The sequence below is a fragment of the Pediococcus siamensis genome, from assembly GCF_047220215.1.
Lineage (GTDB): Bacteria > Bacillota > Bacilli > Lactobacillales > Lactobacillaceae > Pediococcus > Pediococcus siamensis.
In genome coordinates, this window is the sequence record NZ_CP178375.1 from 2,170,320 (window position 1) to 2,186,860 (window position 16,541).

Here is a 16,541-nt window from a genome sequence, read left to right on the forward strand (position 1 = left end):
CTTGTGAGATAAGATGGACCCAGCGCTAAAATGAAAGTTTACTAGGAGCGTGATAGTTATGATTCTCGAGCGTAAAAACTTTATGAATTTCAATAAACTAGGCACCAATATGAAAGAGACCTTGGGAGAACCCAACGTTAAGAATTTACAAGAAATGACTAAGATTTATCAATTGGGGCAAGCGGGCGCTAATGAAATTGGCACAAAGTTAGAAAATCTCGATTCAGAATTTCAGACCGAATATGATCATAATCCCATTCATCATATCGAAGAAAGAATGAAAGAACTGCAAAGTTTAGCAAAAAAAGTGCGACGCAAGGGACTGGCCTTAACGGCAGAAAACATTCAGCAGCATATATTTGATGTTGCGGGTTTACGAGTGGTGACTAACTACGTAGATGACATTTATTTAATCGAAAAATTGTTAATCAATCAATCGGATGTGACCCTCATCAAACGCAAAGATTATGTTCAGAATCCTAAGCCTAGTGGCTACCGAAGTTTGCACTTGGTAGTTTCGGTACCGGTGTTTCAATCACATGGGGTGACTGACGTTAATGTTGAAATTCAGATTCGTACAATTGGTATGGATATGTGGGCAAGTTTGGAACACAAACTACGGTATAAAACAGATATTGAAGCATCTGAAGTTGCCCAATATGGGGATCAGTTGCATGGTTACGCGGATGAATTGGCAGAAATTGAGCAAAAAATGCAAGAAATTTACAAACACTTGAATAATTTCAAATATAAGGCTTAAGTTGAGGGAATCAGTATGACACAATTACAATTTACTTTAACTGGGAATCCAGAAAACGCGCCGGCAATGACCCGCTATATGAAAAATAAATTTAAGTTTTTAGGTGTTAAGTCCGTTGAAAGAAAAACACAGAGTAAGGTACTGCTACAAACGAGCATCAAACTGGACCGCCAGACCTTGCACGCGTGGATTGCGGACCTGTACCAACGAGAAGCCCGAGAATATCAATATGTTGCCATTGATTTGGCGACTAAAAATGTGCGGAAGTGGGAATTTGAAGACGTCATTATTTTTAAAAACTATATCGCTCAGAAGAGTTGGTGGGATTCGGTAGATGCTTGGCGGACAATGTTTGGTAAATATATTCAACGTCATCCGGATGAAAAGCAGCGGGTGTTTGAGCTGTTTTTTCAAAGCCCCAATTTTTGGGAACGGCGAGTTGCAATTGACCTTCAATTGATGGAAAAAAATAATCTTGACCCGGAAATGCTTACTCAAGCAATTTTAGCAGATCAAGATACAGATGAATTTTTTATTCAAAAAGCAATTGGTTGGGCACTTAGGCAGTATAGTAAAACTAATCCCGAATGGGTAAGCAATTTTTTAGCTACGCATAAATTGCGTGCTTTAGCAGTGCGCGAAGCTAGTAAGTATCTATAAGTAAAGGATGAGGCGGGGCTTTATAAAGCAAAATCAAATCACCAGTGTGAAACCGGCTGATTCGGATAATTGCGGGAGAAAGAACCCACTTAACCGATCATGGTCTTAAGTCCCATTAAGATGAGTAAAAAGCCCATAAAAATGTTGAGTGCTAGGGCCCCTTTACCGACCGCAAATTTTTTCATCAGAAGCGGAGCAATGACAGCCCCGACCATAGCGCCGAGCATTAAGCTGATGCCTGCTGACCAGTCAACCTGACCACCGGCCAAATGTAAGACTGCGCCAACAAGCGACATACAAATTAACACATAAGATGAGGTTGCAGAAGCTTGTAACATCGACGCGCCTAAGAGTAGCAGCCCGGCCATGATGGGACCGCCGCCACTCAAGCCTGCGACTCCGACCATTAAACCGCTAATTGCACCAAAGATTAGCGGTAATTTTTTTGAATTTTGTGGAACTTTAGTCTTCCTGCTGCCACGCAGGTTATAGAGCATTTGGATGCCCAAAATGAAGAGAATTAGGCCAATAATCACGCTGTAAATGCGGGTCGGAATGTACGGTGCCAGTAAAGCTCCAACGATTACAGCCGGAATAGCCGCAATTAACATGGTGTTGCCAAGGGTGAAGTTGATCTTTCCTTGCCGATAATACAACCAGCAGCCAATTGCTAAAGCGGGAAGTGAAGTGACAATTGAAGTGGCTGCCGCGGAAGCTGGTGCAAGGCTGAAAAAGGCTGTTAAGACCCCGAGGTAAATTGAGCCGCCACCACCACCCATTGAAATGACAAAAATCCCTACGAATAAACCAATAATTAGCATTAAAATAAATTCCAAAGCACGTCATCTACCTTTAATAAGTCTCTACTTTATCTTAATCCAATTTGATTGACTTGGCTAAGTTTAGCGAACATTGAATTATTGTGCCGAAACGCGTATATTTTAGGTACGATGGAACGCGAAAAGCCTTACATGAGGCAAAAATTTCAATCATAAGAGGTAAGCGGGATGCAAAGTTATCAAGGAATTGTCTTTTTTGATTTAGACAATACGTTGTTAAATGAACAGCACGGTGTTGATATGGACGTTTTAATGGCAATTCAAACCTTAAAACAAAACCATATTTTACCGGTGATTGCGACTGGGCGGTCGGCCGGAATTATTTCAAATATCCTCAAATTAACTGGTATTAACTCTATTGTGGCGTTAAACGGTCAGTATGTGGCTCTGGAGGGCAAACAGGTGTATTCGCAAAGCGTCCCCCGTCTACTTTTACAGCGTTTTATGCAATTTACGGACGAACGTGGGATTGCTTTATCGTTGTACGACGCCTATCACGAATGGGCCACGGGCGTTAATCTAGCAATGAAACGCAGTTATGCTTCGATTCATATGCCGCTGCCAGTAGTAGATCGAAAACGCTATGAAACCGTGCCGGTCTACATGTTGATCGCAATGACCGAAAATTTAGCCGACGATCAACTTTTAAAAACAGAGTTTCCGGAGTTTGATTTCTTTCGCAATGCTAAGTTTGCAATCGACATTGTTTTAAAGGGCATCAGTAAACAAACCGGCATTCAGCAAGCCTTAAAAGCGATTGGACAAGAGAATATCCCCACATTTGCGTTTGGTGATGGTCCCAATGACCTTGCTTTGATGCGGGCCGTTGATCATGGCGTGGCAATGGCCAACGGGGTACCAGAAACAAAGGCAGCAGCAGAATTTGTTTCAACGGATTTTCGTCAGCATGGGGTTATCAATGGATTGAAGCATTTTGATTTAATTTAAATGTGAAAGTGGTAAAATATTGCCCATTATGATGTTGCTGAAGGACTGAACTTTTAAGTTCAAAGGTAGCTGAAATAGCTAGTGAGGAAATGGGGGTTCCTAATGACAACGGCAGACGAAATTTTTGAAGCCATTCAAGCTGATCCGCAAAATGAAATGTTTACCAAAGAACATATCCAGCCGCTATATCACGTTGATGAGAAGGCGGAAATTCTAATTATTAGCCAGGCACCAAGTAAAAAAGCACAAGCATCAATGGTCTTTTGGGATGATCCTAGTGGTGACCGTTTACGAAGTTGGATGGGACTCAGCAAGGAAGCGTTTTACCATTCGGAAAAAATTGCGGTGATGCCGCTTGATTTTTACTATCCCGGAAAAGGAGCGCATGGTGATTTACCGCCGCGAAAAGGGTTCGCAGAAAAATGGCACGCACCGTTATTGAAATTAATGCCTAATTTGCGCTTAAAGCTGCTGATTGGTCAGTATGCCCAAAAATATTATTTAGAAAAAAATCGTGCAAAGACGCTGACAGAAACAGTCCGTCATTATCAAACTTATTTACCTGAGTATTTTCCATTAGTGCACCCTTCGCCGTTAAATTATGGCTGGATGCGAAGGAATGACTGGTTCGAAACCGAGGTTGTCCCGGCCCTACAACGGGAAGTGGGAAAAATTATGACTGATTGAACTTAAATTAAGGTAGACTTGTAATTTTCAAACGGTTGACCTTATAATATGCTTAACTATGTTAATTAGAACCGTTCTATCTAACGGGTATGGAGGGAAAGAGATTGCGTCTGGATATAAACCTTGTGAATGCAGGCATTTGGATTGCTCAATTACTTGTCGCAGTCTTTTTCATTGTCGGCTTCATTGATATTTATATGGCTGTTTGGAATGCCGCTTTTCGAAATTTGCATACCAAACAAGAAAATAAGATCCTTTATCGCGTGTTGCTCATCTTAATGAGTGTTGGCATTAGTTCTATCTTACATTTTGCCGGTTACAATAGTGTGACGAATGCCATGATGTATCACAATGTCGGCCTCTTCATTTTAGTTTTCACGTTGTTTGATGAAGAGATTAATATTTGGGAATATCTTATTCGCTGTGGGGCGTTGAGCGTGGTGTGGACAGTTCATCACATAAATGATATTACGACTCTCCGATTTTTGATTTCTATCGTTGTATTGGTGGCGATGATGGTGATAATCAGGCGCTATCAAAAACGGATTACCCGTCATTTGGTGGCAAATGCAATCGTCTTTGCCGTGTTGGCACTCGACTTTTGGCTGACTTTACCGCACTGGATGGACGGCATTATGGTAAATGGCGTTATTGACGAAGAAGCAATTTTAATGTTCTTCCTCATGTCAATATTTACTTGGCGTCAGCACCGGGTAATGGTTAAAAATGACCAAATTTCCCATAGTGCGAATTACGATACGATGACCAACACGAAAAATTACGCGGCCTACCAAGAAGATATTTTTACGGCGGTAGGGGTGGCGCGAACCAACCAACAACCGCTCGCGTTAGCAGTTTTTGATATTGATCGCTTTAAACAGATTAATGATAAGTACGGACATTTAGCCGGCAACATTGTGCTGACAGGGATCTCGGATTTAGTGAAACAAACTTTACGGCAGTATAGTAATGATTATCAACTTTATCGGACCGGTGGCGAGGAATTTGTGATCATTTTCCCGAACAGCACGACTGAGGAAATTATTCCCGTACTTATTCATTGCTGGCGAACGGTTCGGGAACACCGTTTTGACTACAATACCGATGTGATTAAAGTCACCATTTCTATAGGAATGACCGGACTAAAAAGTGACGATGATTCAATTGATACCATATACAAACGAGCTGATGATTCGCTTTATGATAGCAAGCGTCACGGCCGTGATACCATCACAGTGGATGGTGAAGAGCAGGATTTATGTACCGATACAGCCCACAAAACTTACGCCTATTTTGTGCAAAATATTTATGAAATAAAATCGGGAATGACCCATGTTGCCAATGAATTAAAGCTTCGGAGTTATGACCATGATACTGGTAAATGGACGGATCCGCCCCAAGTTGAATTGGATTTTGAGTTACGTTTAAAATTAATTACGGATGCGCTAATTAATAGTACTTGCAAAAAGATTGTGATTAAATTATCAACTGCTGAATTTTTAAATCCACGGGTAGTTACAGAGCTAATCAATTTCAGAAAAGGTGTCGATGGCCCAGAAAGCTTAATTGTTGAAATTGATCGGGTGCCGTCCATCGACATGCTGAAGCAAACGGTCGCCTTGTACCATCAAAGTGACATTAGGGTGATGGTTAGCCAGATTGGCAATAACCGGCACTTTGAGCGCATTAGTCCGGTACTTGAGTCTATTGATGGGATTAAGCTGTCACTTACTAATATGCGTGAATATGGTTCAGGAAATCTGCAAGATAATATCCAGTTCTGGGGCCGTATTGCGAATAAATGGCGACTTGAATTTATTTTAGATGGCGTCATAAATGAGGAAGAAGCCAGCTGGGCACCTTCACAAAGCTTTATTACTTATGTAGAAGGCGACTTTTTCGACCGTTGCCGCTTACCACTCAGTGCGTAATACCGGTTGGATGAAAAGCTAAAGTTACCCAAAAAATGAATTAAAAGACCGGCTCAGGCCAGTAATTTTAGATTATAAAGCGGAATTCGGACAATTTTCAGTATTGTCCCAGTTCCGTTTTTGTTTATTTAGAATAGAAAAGTAAGTAAGCGATTAAAGCGCGGAGGCTAAAAAATTTCTGCCTCGACAAACCGCTGTGAAAGGCATGGTTTGTCTGTTTTTAAAGGGGAGCGGTATAATTAAGCCAGCTAAAAAATGAGAAGGAGCGATAGATGATGGAACTACGGTTACTCCGGTACTTTTGGACCGTTGCCGATGTGGGAAACATTTCCCAAGCTGCGGAACAATTACATATTACTCAACCGACCTTAAGTCGACAGATCAAAGAACTGGAACAAGAATTAGAATCACCATTATTTACGCGTGAAAAAAATCATCTTGAATTGACCGAAGCGGGGCTGTTTTTAAAAAGTCGGGCAGCTGAAATTTTAGATTTAACTCAGGCGACCCAACAGGCTTTTGTAGACCGCCGGCGTCAACTGCTTAGTGGTCATATTCGTATCGGCTGTGTCGAGGCTGATAATTCGGATACGATGGCTATGATGCTGGAAGAATTTATCCGTGATTATCCAGAAGTCACTTTCACAGTTTTAACGGGAACCAGTGATGACATCATTGATCGTTTAGACAAAGGACTCGTTGATTTAGCCATTTTACTAGAACCGATCAATACCGAGAAGTATCACACGTTAACCTTACCACGGACCGAAAAATGGGGACTGCTAGTGGCAAAAGATTCTTTTTTGGCTGCAAAAGAAACCATTACACCCGAAGATCTTAGCGGTGTTCCGTTGATGATGGGGGCACGTTCGGAAATTCGGGAATTGCTTTCCAGCTGGACGGGTGCGTCGACAGAAGATTTAAATGTGATCGGTTATTTTAATTTACATTTTAATATCTTGCCATTAGTGGAACGGCAAATTGCAGCGGCGTTAGTCATTGAAGGTGCCGCAATTGATCAAAACATTCGCAAGATTAAATTTATTCCGCTTGCGCCGGAAGTTAAAACCAATTGTGTTTTAACCTGGCGGAAAAACCGTGTTTTGTCACCAATCGTCTCTGAACTGATAAAACGATTTAAACAGGCGTTTGCCGAAAATGAATAATCTCCTAGGAAGAAACGGAAGCATTAAAATTCCATTTCTTCTTTTTTGGTTGGGAATGCTGACTCAAATTAAAACATGCCTGCGAAGCATAAATGACTTTAATTTAAGCATTAGACGCAGTGTATGTCTCGCTGTAGGATAAAACATGTAAGCAAAAGACATAACCAAGCAAAGGAGATGGTGAACATGCCGGTTGTCGTTTTTTTCTCGCATAATGGGGAAACTTTACTTGATGGTCGGCATCAACAAGTTTCGTTTGGCAACACGGAAGTTGTGGCTAAGTTGATTTCTCAAAAAGTAAATGCAGAGGTAAGCCAGTTGGTTCCGGTCTTACCCTATCCAATTGACTATCAAGCCACTCTCACCCGTTCAAAAGCCGAATTGGAAAAGCATCAGTTTCCAGAGTTTGAACCACTCAAGGTTGATTTTCGAAAGGAAGACGAAATTTTCATCGGCTTTCCAGTATGGTGGGGAACGCTCCCGATGATTGTGCAGCATTTTTTAATGGCAACGGACTTGAATAGCAAAATCATTTATCCGTTTTGTACACATGAAGGTAGTGGTTTTGGCAGAAGCAAACAAGAACTACAGCGTTTACTGCCAGCAACAGCTCAGCTACAAACGGGATTAGCCGTACGTGGTTCACGCGTGACTTGTGCACAATGTGCCGTCAACAATTGGTTAGGTCAAAGATAAGTTCTTAGGAGGAATTTGAATATGGCAGTTAAAGATAAAGTGATTGTAATTACTGGCGCTTCAAGTGGTATCGGCGAAGCAACCGCCAAGTTGGTTGCTAAAAATGGGGCCAAAGTTGTTTTAGGAGCTCGTCGTGAAGCACGGTTACAAGAAATTGTGAGCGATATTGAAGCAGACGGTGGTCAAGCCGCATACAGTGTCACGGATGTGCGTAATCCAGACGAAGTGCAAGCGCTAGTGGATCTAGCAAAATCCAAATTTGGCGGTTTAGACGTCATTTTCAATAATGCAGGGATCATGCCGAATTCACCAATTAGTGAATTAAAAACTAAGGATTGGAATGATATGGTCGACATTAACCTGAAGGGTGTGTTAAACGGTGTAGCCGCAGTCATGCCAACGTTCACTAGTCAAAAGAGCGGCCAAATTATTACTACCTCTTCGGTTGCCGGAATTAAGAGTTTCGCGGGTTCTGGTGTGTATGGAGCCACCAAATTTGCAGTGCGTAATTTGATGGAAGTTATTCGGATGGAAAGTGCGCAAGAAGGCACCAATATTCGAACCGTTTCTTTGTATCCCGCTGCAATTAATACCGAATTGTTGGGTTCTATTACAGACAAAAAAGTGGCGGATAACATGGGCGCCTTTTACAAACAGGTTGGGATTACACCTGATGCGGTGGCACGCGTTGTCAACTTTGCGATTGATCAACCTGAATCAGTGAATGTCAACGAATTCACAATTTATCCAACCAAACAGGCTTAGGTTCAATGAAGTTAATTTAAATAGAAAAGGAGATAATTTAAGATGGCAAAAAATGAAGAAGCAGTTAAAAATGATATTTTTGGAATGGGCGACAAGAATGTGGCTTATCAACAATTCTTTCAAGGACAAAGCTATTTAAAAACATTGGTTGGTGATAAGGCGATCAATGTTGGTGTTGGCAATGTCACTTTTGAACCGGGCTGCCGAAATAATTGGCATATTCATCACAATGGGTATCAGCTTCTCTTGGTTACCGGTGGTGAAGGTTGGTATCAAGAAGAAGGCAAACCAGCGCGTAAATTACATCCTGGAGACGTGGTTGTGACACATGATGGCGTTAAGCATTGGCATGGGGCTACCAAAGACAGTTGGTTCTCACACATTGCCATTACTGCTGGAACTCCAGAATGGCTAGAACCTGTTACAGATGAACAATACAACGCATTGGAGGACTAAAAAATGGCAAAAAAACAAACAGCAGGACGCGATCAATTAGGTGAATTTGCCCCTAAATTTGCAGAGTTAAATGATGATGTTTTGTTTGGCGAAGTTTGGTCACGTGAGGATAAATTGTCCGCACGGGATCGCAGTTTGATCACTTGTGCCGCCTTGATGGGTCAAGGCTTGTTTCCACAATTAGAAGCGCATATGAAGATTGCTAAACAAAATGGGGTTACCAAAGACGAAATGGTAGAACTTATTACGCATCTTGCCTTTTATGCTGGCTGGCCTAAAGCTTGGTCTGCATTTGGTTTGGCTAAACAGATTTACACGGATTAATTAAAACTGGCAGCGAACCAAAAAAGTTTTTGACAGAGCTATCCAGGTACATGATCTGAATGGCCTTTAGACCACAACAGGATGCACAATCGTGTAAAAACGGAACTGGGAGGTTTGTCCCGGTTCTTTTTATTTTGAGGAGGAGAATAATGACACAAACGACACAGTATCAAGATCAATATTTTGAAGGTGAACGGCCACTCTTTGCAGAGACCGACGCGGAGATTATTCGTACGACCTTTGGCGAAGGAGAATCACCGTTAAAAGAGAGCCGCAATATTACTCTAAAAAGTTCAATTTTTAAATGGAAGTATCCATTGTGGTATAGCAAGCATGTTAAAGTAGCCGATACAATTTTTGAAACGATGTCCCGTTCGGGTATTTGGTATACGGAAGACATTACGGTGGCTAACAGTACGTTACAAGCACCCAAGCTGTTTCGGCGCAGTCATCATATTGTTTTGCAACATGATCATTTCTCTGACGCAGAGGAAACCCTTTGGAATTGTTCAGATATTCGGATTGAAGATGTACAAGCCCGGGGAAATTACTTTGGGATGAATAGTGAAGATATTTATGTGGACCATTTAAATTTGATCGGGAATTATGCCTTTGACGGGGCCAAAAATGTCGAAGTTCATAACGCGACTCTAGTCAGCAAGGATGCTTTTTGGAACTGTGAGAACGTCACAATTTCTGATTCTGTCATCAACGGAGAATACTTAGGCTGGAATACTAAAAATTTGACGCTTATCAACTGTACCATCGAAAGTGATCAGGGCCTATGTTATGTTGATCATCTGGTCATGAAAAACTGCCGGTTGTTGAAAACAGACCTGGCTTTTGAATACTGTCGTGACATTGATGCTGAAATTAATTCAGATATCGAGAGTGTCAAAAATCCGATTAGTGGTACAATTCATGCAGAGTCGATTGGAGAAGTGATTTTGGATCCAACTAAGATCAATCCCCAACAAACCAAAATCTTTACCGATCAAGGTATTTCAAAAAAGAGGTCAGCATAAATGGGCGAATTTGATCAACTAATTTCACGCCGGGGAACGGATTCGATTAAGTGGCAAGTCAAAGATGGGGAGCTACCTATGTGGATTGCCGATATGGATTTTAAAACGGCACCAGCAATTTTAGCGGCCATGCAACAAAAAGTGGGCTTTGGAATTTTTGGGTATGAGGAACCGGGAAAAGATTACTATACGGCAGTGGCCCATTGGTACGAAACAGAACATCACGCACGGCCCCAAACGGAGTGGATGCTGTATTGTACTGGGGTGATTCCGGCGATTTCGGCTACAGTTCAGCGGGTGAGTCACGTTGGCGATAATGTCGTTGTGCAGGCGCCGGTATATGATATGTTTTATCATTCCATTGAAAATAATGGCCGGCATGTTTTGTCCAGTGATCTCGTTTATGATCAGCAAACCCATTCATATACCATTGATTTTACAGACTTAGAGAAAAAATTGGCCGAACCGTTATCGACGCTCATGATTTTATGCAACCCACATAATCCGGTTGGCAAAGTGTGGTCACGTGCAGACTTAATTCGTATTAGTACACTTTGTAAAAAATATCATGTGATCTTGCTGAGCGATGAGATTCATGGCGATTTAGTCTTTGGAGAACCAGCGTACACACCACTATTCTCCTTGCCGGAAGACTTGATTCAGCACACGATTACGACGGTTTCACCAAGTAAAAGTTTTAACGTGGCGGCCCTTCACGCAGCAACGGCAATTATCCCAAATGAAAATTTGCGAGGATCAATTTATCGTGGGATTAATAATGACGAATTGGGTGAACCTAATTTGTTAGCAATTCCGGCAACCATTGCTGCTTATACACAAAGTGCTGATTGGTTACATGCTTTGAAAGCTAAGCTGGTTGAAAACCGAAAACTTGTTGATCAGTTTGTTTCAACTGAATTAGCTGAAGTTCAATTGGTGTCAGAAAACGCGACGTATTTACTCTGGTTTGATGTCAGTCAGGTCACGGATGACGCTGAAAAATTAACCAAAGTTATTCGTGAACAAACCGGACTGTTTTTATCAGACGGAACGGTTTATCGTGGTAATGGACGTTATTTCTTACGCATGAACATTGCATGTCCAACTGAGATGGTTGAAGATGGATTGCGAAGATTGAAACAAGGTATTACAAAATTTGAAGCACAAAATTAAAAAATGAACCAGTTCTGAATTTCAGGATTGGTTTATTTTTTGTCTAGCGGGGATGAATTTCATCCTGAAAGCTGCCATTCTTTTTATAAACTTTGACAGCAGCACCTTTATTTCGCTCAATTTCATGAGCGCGTTTAAGAGTTGCTTCTTTAGTAGAAAAGCCTTCATTAGCACGCTTTGCTCCGTCAGCTTCAACTTGCCACTTATCATTTTCGTAATAAACTAATTCGGTGGCATCTAGTAAACGGGAATGTCTCTGGTCTGTTTTATGTGGATCATGTTTTGTGGGATTGGGCTCAGCTTTGAATGTGGCCTTTCCTTAGAACTTGCATTAGCATACCAGCGTTCGGCTTGTTTCATGGCAATTGAAATAGCACGATCATCTGGATAACCATCAGCAAGTAAGGCGTTGGCAATGTCCACGGCCCTTTTGCGTTCGAGTTCTTTCATATTTTTCATTGAATCGGGGTAATCGTGCATATCCTAAGGCATTGGAAGACCTCCTCAGGCTTTTAGCAACTAACTATAGTTAATATTGTATAGGTGACAAACTGAAGTTGAAAAATATTTGCTTAGAAAACTGAGAATGAATTATTACTGCTTAAATTGATATAATTGAAGTTCAAATATGCAAACAGAAATTGGAAAAGTCTTATAAACACAGACTGTAAATGTACCTTTTATTGAATTTTTTTGAATGTTTAGTGCTAGTATAACTAGTTGAAGAGAGTATATCTCTTCAAAGAAAAACGATTTAGTGTGCTTGATACATTGTTACGGGTAAACCAATTCGTATGATGATTTTAATCATTAAATTGGGCAGTACTTTTTCTATATTAATTAAATTATGGGGGACTTCTTATGAAGATTGATGAATTTTATTCTGAATTGAGTAGAGAACAACAAACAGATGTCACAGGTGAAAAAAAGAAAATGAGTGTCAAGAAATGGAATAATACAGTTATTGCCATGGATAATATTGTTGAGGCAGTAATTAGTGGTTGTAGACACTGGTTCGACGGATAAAACAATAAGTATTGTTCGTGGCATTGAATCAGATAAATTAACATTGCGCAATATCAAGTGGGTCGATAATTTTGCGTTGATGAGAAATCGTTGTCTAAAATTCCTTCATGGAAATTGGGTAATATATATTGACTCAGACGAAGAGTTTAAAAAACTTCAATATTCTGGACAGTTAAAAGTACTAATAGCACTGTCAGAGTTGTTAGAATCTGTTTAAAATCTTTTTAAGAGTAATATCAAGAAAGCGAGAATGACCATTTGGCGACTTGAATTAAGGTGCCGCTCACAATTTTTCCAGAGCCGACGACATTTATCTAACCAACTGAAAGAACGCTCAATAATCCAGCGTTGTGGTAACACTTCAAATTTATGTAGCTCATTGCGTTTAGCCACCTGTACGGTGGCTTTTAAATTGGATTGAACAGTGGCGGCGAAGTTGTCCCCGGTGTATCCACCATCAACAAGAACTGATTTAACTTGTTGTAAATGTTCACAGTTTAGCGCTAGCATGGCACTAGCCCCATCACGGTCAGAAACATTGGCAGTAGTGATATGGATTGCTTGTGGCAAACCGTTAATATCAACAGCTAAGTGACGTTTTATTCCAGATATTCGTTTACCACCGTCGTAACCATGATGCTTGGCGGTATCAGTATTTTTAACACTTTGGGCGTCAATTATTATAAAAGATGTTTTAACCGAGCGTGACTGTTTTTCCCGTAGGGTAAAGACAATTTTTTTAAGCATTGATCCAAAATAGAAGGTTCATCAAGGACTTGTTCTTCAGACCATACTCGATAATAATAATAAACCGATTGCCAACGAGGAAAATCAACTGGTAACTGCCGCCACTGACAGCCGGTTTTTAAAACATAGGCCACCGCGCAAAATAAGTCGTAAAGATCATATTTCCGTGGTCTGGTTGATTGTCGTGCACCTTCTAAAATGGGACGGACTAGTTCAAATTGTCGGCGAGAAATATTACTGGGATAATTCATTACTGATCACCTTTTTTGAACTATCATACCAAATTAGCTAGATTTTAAACAGGTTCTTAGATGGTGATCAATCAACCGTTTTGTAGGTTGAGGCTCACACGCCTAATAATTCAGCATTTGTTTTGCCAGACAGAATTTTTAAGAAAACTGACAATGTTTTTTTGCAGGTAAAGTACATGAGGAAATTAGAACTGAATTAACAATAACTAATTATGGGAATCAGCCTGATGAACAGATTAAACTTGTAATCTGCGAGATATAAAAGATGCGTATGTCTTAAGTATGGTGAGTGATGAATGCAAGTTATTTAACTTGAATTGCGGAGGAGTACAGAAATGAAAAAAATCAAGTTTTTTATTAAGGGTTCAAAAGATGAACAAGATTGGCTAAATACTTTTAGTAAAAAAGGTTGGGTTCTAACACATGTGGGCAGATTAACATATTCATTTGAATTTGACAAAAAACAACCGTATATTTTTACTAATTATTCAAGATTATCCACTGAGAAAAAGTTGGAAAATTCTAGTGTTAAATTGATTCAAAGCGTAAATTTGAAAAAAATTAATCTTTTTGTTTATTACTATAGTACAACGAAAAGTCGATTGACTGTATCGAAGGGAAAGGATGATTTAATTGTTGGTGGTAAAATTGCTGAGTCATATAAAAATACGGTTACTTCGTTACAAACAATATGGTCTTTATTAGGTTTTTTGTTATTTTTAATCAGAATAATTTACTTAACAGTTAACCATGAGGAATCTGAACAAGGACTGGGAATGCTTAGTAGCTTTGTAGATAGTAATTTATTTTGGTGTTTATTCTTTGTTTGGTTACTGATATTGCTGATAATGTTATCATTGTCAAGTAGATTAAGGAAAATAGATGCAAGTTATAGAATGAAAGCAAAAAACTACAAAGGAACATACTTGTCCAATAAGTATGTTGAAATTAATACAAGTAAAGAATCAATTGATATTAAAGTACTTCCTAATATCGGTGTTTGGCAGTTGATTGAAGACAAAGGTAACGGGAAGTTATACTATCGCTTGCAGACTATATTTACAGATGAAGAAATTGAAAAACAAATAAAAGAAAAAGTGCCAGATATCAAAAGCGTCAAAATAACAAAGTGGTTAGGTTCGTTTTATCTGCCAATTGGGTAATACAGCAAATATTTATTAAGACTATTAACTTTCATGACACAAAGGGATACCTATTTATGAATAATTCGACCAGCATCGGTGTAGGGATTTGTGAAAATGGATAGTTAGTATCATATCATTTAACGGTTCCTTAAATTCATGATTAATATCACTAGATTTTCTGCGAAACTTTCTAACGATTTCATGAACGATGATGTTTTGACGACTTAGGGTTTGAATTACGTATATTTCTTTAGATTATAGTTGCTGACATACAGATATGGTGCTAATTTTGGCTTAGGCCATAGAAAACTTCTTTCTTAAGTTTAGATTTTCATGGCCCATTTTTGGTCTGGGTAATTAAGTATTATACTTCAACTTTTAGATTTGACTTAAATAAGTTATCTTTTAACTAACTTGAATAATACAAAAATCAACTTTTACTTGGAGAAAAGATGAATAATTTATTTTTAAAAATGAAATATAAGTATGTTGCGCAGGTAGATGAGCGTGATTGTGGGGGATCCGGACCCTGACGTGGGTCTGATTAAAATGACAAAGGAAAAGTTTGCCGCGGAGTGAGATGGGGTAGCCATTTTTATTGCACCATTCTTAGAGAAAAAATTGGCCGAACCGTTATCGACGCTCATGATTTTATGCAACCCACATAATCCGGTTGGCAAAGTGTGGTCACGTGCAGACTTAATTCGTATTAGTACACTTTGTAAAAAATATCATGTGATCTTGCTGAGCGATGAGATTCATGGCGATTTAGTCTTTGGAGAACCAGCGTACACACCACTATTCTCCTTGCCGGAAGACTTGATTCAGCACACGATTACGACGGTTTCACCAAGTAAAAGTTTTAACGTGGCGGCCTTGCATGCGGCAACAGTGATTGTCCCCAATGAAAACTTGCGTGAATCGGTGAGTCGCGGCATTAATAACGACGAACTGGGTGAACCTAATTTGTTAGCAATTCCGGCAACCATTGCAGCGTACACGCAGGGTGCTGATTGGTTGCACGCGTTAAAAGCCAAGCTGGAGGAAAATCGAAAGCTCGTTGCCAAATTTGTTTCAGAAAAGCTGCCTGAAGTTCAATTGGCGTCTGAAAATGCGACTTATTTATTATGGTTGGACGTTAGTCGTCTGACAGATGATGCGGAAAAATTAGCTACCTTCATCCGTAAGCAGACGGGATTATTTCTGTCTGCTGGAACCGTTTATCGGGGTAATGGGCGTTATTTCTTACGCATGAACATTGCTTGTCCCACTGAGATGGTTGAAGACGGGTTGCAAAGATTAAAACAAGGAATTACAAAATTTGAAGCACCAAAATAAAAAATGAACCAGTTTTGAAATGAGCCCCCAATGTTGGACTAATTCCAAAAATTATTAGAATACCGATTTATACTTTATTACCGAGGGTCTATACTTTCTGGTATTGGTGAATAACTGATACCAGTTTTTATTTTGAAAAAAAAAGGACATTTGCCCTCTTTGTGTTACGATTTAATCGCCAAACAAAATCGAAAAGAGGAAAAACAAATGTCCCTGACTAATTCTATCCTAAGCCTATTCGAAATAACAGACCCAAATTTAACTGTAACTGAGATTACTAAGGAAAATTATCTCAACTTTAATAAAGAATGGTCCTGCTGTTCTTAATAGTTATCGTTACCCGTATTCCAACGGTCCCATTGAAGGACTAAATCGTAAAATTAAGATGTTAAAGCGTAGCTCATGTTTAGAATAAACATCTTTAGCAGTTACTTCTAAGTCTGACAAATATAATCTGTTGGGTAAGTTTTTTTGGGGGTCAAATCCCATTTTTACTTGATACAATAAATTAGGTTGTTCCAATTCTCGTTTTACTCTTCCAGTTTTTCGATCATTCCAACCAAAAATTTGATTGAGTTCTCGATTGGTAAAGATAAAGTAGACG

The 16,541-nt window shown here is 39.7% G+C and carries 17 protein-coding genes and 4 pseudogenes; 17 read left to right on the plus strand and 4 right to left on the minus strand.

Annotated elements, in window-relative coordinates:
* The first annotated feature begins 58 nt into the window (after positions 1 to 58).
* Complete coding sequence (locus tag ACLJJ6_RS10360) at positions 59 to 760, plus strand: GTP pyrophosphokinase family protein (RefSeq protein WP_412989360.1); 702 nt, start codon at positions 59 to 61, stop codon at positions 758 to 760.
* 15 nt (positions 761 to 775) lie between these two features.
* The gene (locus ACLJJ6_RS10365; RefSeq protein WP_412989361.1) at positions 776 to 1,420 is read left to right on the plus strand and encodes a DNA alkylation repair protein; all 645 of its coding nucleotides are present in this window, start codon (positions 776 to 778) and stop codon (positions 1,418 to 1,420) included.
* Between the two features lie 89 nt (positions 1,421 to 1,509).
* Here the strand turns inward: ACLJJ6_RS10365 and ACLJJ6_RS10370 are convergent, their stop codons facing one another.
* Positions 1,510 to 2,256 (minus strand): sulfite exporter TauE/SafE family protein, encoded by a 747-nt coding sequence (locus ACLJJ6_RS10370; RefSeq protein WP_412989362.1) that lies wholly within the window; start codon positions 2,254 to 2,256, stop codon positions 1,510 to 1,512.
* Positions 2,257 to 2,427: 171 nt separating this feature from the next.
* On the opposite strand from ACLJJ6_RS10370, the gene ACLJJ6_RS10375 reads away from it, so the two are divergent.
* The 10 genes from ACLJJ6_RS10375 (at position 2,428) to ACLJJ6_RS10420 (ending at position 11,430) form a co-directional block, all read left to right on the plus strand.
* Positions 2,428 to 3,207, plus strand: coding sequence for a Cof-type HAD-IIB family hydrolase (locus tag ACLJJ6_RS10375; RefSeq protein ID WP_412989363.1), 780 nt, complete (start codon positions 2,428 to 2,430; stop codon positions 3,205 to 3,207).
* Between the two features lie 102 nt (positions 3,208 to 3,309).
* On the plus strand, positions 3,310 to 3,894 hold the full coding sequence (locus ACLJJ6_RS10380; protein ID WP_412989364.1) for a uracil-DNA glycosylase family protein: 585 nt from the start codon (positions 3,310 to 3,312) through the stop codon (positions 3,892 to 3,894).
* 104 nt (positions 3,895 to 3,998) lie between these two features.
* Complete coding sequence (locus ACLJJ6_RS10385) at positions 3,999 to 5,825, plus strand: GGDEF domain-containing protein (RefSeq protein ID WP_412989365.1); 1,827 nt, start codon at positions 3,999 to 4,001, stop codon at positions 5,823 to 5,825.
* Between the two features lie 275 nt (positions 5,826 to 6,100).
* Entirely contained in the window at positions 6,101 to 6,991 is an 891-nt protein-coding gene (locus tag ACLJJ6_RS10390; protein WP_412990473.1) for a LysR family transcriptional regulator, read from the plus strand.
* A gap of 186 nt (positions 6,992 to 7,177) precedes the next feature.
* Positions 7,178 to 7,687: a flavodoxin gene (locus ACLJJ6_RS10395; protein WP_412989366.1), complete on the plus strand. Its 510-nt coding sequence runs from the start codon at positions 7,178 to 7,180 to the stop codon at positions 7,685 to 7,687.
* A gap of 21 nt (positions 7,688 to 7,708) precedes the next feature.
* A complete protein-coding gene (locus ACLJJ6_RS10400) occupies positions 7,709 to 8,452 on the plus strand; it encodes an SDR family oxidoreductase (protein ID WP_412989367.1) in 744 nt (247 codons plus the stop codon).
* Between the two features lie 42 nt (positions 8,453 to 8,494).
* A complete protein-coding gene (locus ACLJJ6_RS10405) occupies positions 8,495 to 8,908 on the plus strand; it encodes a cupin domain-containing protein (RefSeq protein WP_412989368.1) in 414 nt (137 codons plus the stop codon).
* 3 nt (positions 8,909 to 8,911) lie between these two features.
* Complete coding sequence (locus tag ACLJJ6_RS10410) at positions 8,912 to 9,232, plus strand: carboxymuconolactone decarboxylase family protein (RefSeq protein ID WP_412989369.1); 321 nt, start codon at positions 8,912 to 8,914, stop codon at positions 9,230 to 9,232.
* A 149-nt stretch (positions 9,233 to 9,381) separates the two neighbouring features.
* Positions 9,382 to 10,257: a DUF3737 family protein gene (locus ACLJJ6_RS10415; protein WP_412989370.1), complete on the plus strand. Its 876-nt coding sequence runs from the start codon at positions 9,382 to 9,384 to the stop codon at positions 10,255 to 10,257.
* Positions 10,258 to 11,430 carry a MalY/PatB family protein gene (locus tag ACLJJ6_RS10420; protein WP_412989371.1) on the plus strand — a complete coding sequence of 391 codons (1,173 nt, stop codon included), beginning with the start codon at positions 10,258 to 10,260 and terminating at the stop codon, positions 11,428 to 11,430.
* Between the two features lie 43 nt (positions 11,431 to 11,473).
* Here ACLJJ6_RS10420 and ACLJJ6_RS10425 read toward each other — a convergent pair.
* A pseudogene (locus tag ACLJJ6_RS10425) lies at positions 11,474 to 11,910 on the minus strand (DUF2188 domain-containing protein).
* A gap of 381 nt (positions 11,911 to 12,291) precedes the next feature.
* Between ACLJJ6_RS10425 and ACLJJ6_RS10430 the strand changes: the two are divergent.
* Both ACLJJ6_RS10430 and ACLJJ6_RS10435 read left to right on the plus strand, forming a co-directional pair.
* Positions 12,292 to 12,456 carry a hypothetical protein gene (locus ACLJJ6_RS10430; RefSeq protein ID WP_412989372.1) on the plus strand — a complete coding sequence of 55 codons (165 nt, stop codon included), beginning with the start codon at positions 12,292 to 12,294 and terminating at the stop codon, positions 12,454 to 12,456.
* The gene (locus ACLJJ6_RS10435) at positions 12,428 to 12,673 is read left to right on the plus strand and encodes a glycosyltransferase (protein ID WP_412989373.1); all 246 of its coding nucleotides are present in this window, start codon (positions 12,428 to 12,430) and stop codon (positions 12,671 to 12,673) included. The genes ACLJJ6_RS10430 and ACLJJ6_RS10435 overlap by 29 nt, the downstream gene beginning before the upstream one ends.
* Here ACLJJ6_RS10435 and ACLJJ6_RS10440 read toward each other — a convergent pair.
* Positions 12,670 to 13,454, minus strand: a protein-coding gene (locus ACLJJ6_RS10440; protein WP_412989374.1) for an IS5 family transposase whose coding sequence is annotated in 2 segments (ribosomal slippage) — positions 12,670 to 13,202 and positions 13,202 to 13,454 — 786 coding nt in all. Because the reading frame shifts where the segments join, the coding sequence is not laid out codon by codon here. The two genes, ACLJJ6_RS10435 and ACLJJ6_RS10440, sit on opposite strands and share 4 nt — an antisense overlap.
* A 335-nt stretch (positions 13,455 to 13,789) precedes the next feature.
* Between ACLJJ6_RS10440 and ACLJJ6_RS10445 the strand changes: the two genes are divergently transcribed.
* The 3 genes and pseudogenes from ACLJJ6_RS10445 to ACLJJ6_RS10455 all read left to right on the plus strand — a co-directional run.
* The gene (locus ACLJJ6_RS10445; RefSeq protein ID WP_412989375.1) at positions 13,790 to 14,617 is read left to right on the plus strand and encodes a hypothetical protein; all 828 of its coding nucleotides are present in this window, start codon (positions 13,790 to 13,792) and stop codon (positions 14,615 to 14,617) included.
* 591 nt (positions 14,618 to 15,208) lie between these two features.
* Positions 15,209 to 15,937, plus strand: a pseudogene (locus ACLJJ6_RS10450) (aminotransferase class I/II-fold pyridoxal phosphate-dependent enzyme); the annotation flags it as partial.
* A gap of 289 nt (positions 15,938 to 16,226) precedes the next feature.
* Positions 16,227 to 16,352: pseudogene (locus ACLJJ6_RS10455) on the plus strand (transposase); the annotation flags it as partial.
* On the opposite strand, the pseudogene ACLJJ6_RS10460 reads toward ACLJJ6_RS10455, so the two are convergent.
* Positions 16,340 to 16,531, minus strand: a pseudogene (locus ACLJJ6_RS10460) (plasmid replication initiation protein); the annotation flags it as partial. The pseudogenes ACLJJ6_RS10455 and ACLJJ6_RS10460 sit on opposite strands and share 13 nt — an antisense overlap.
* Positions 16,532 to 16,541 lie beyond the last annotated feature (10 nt).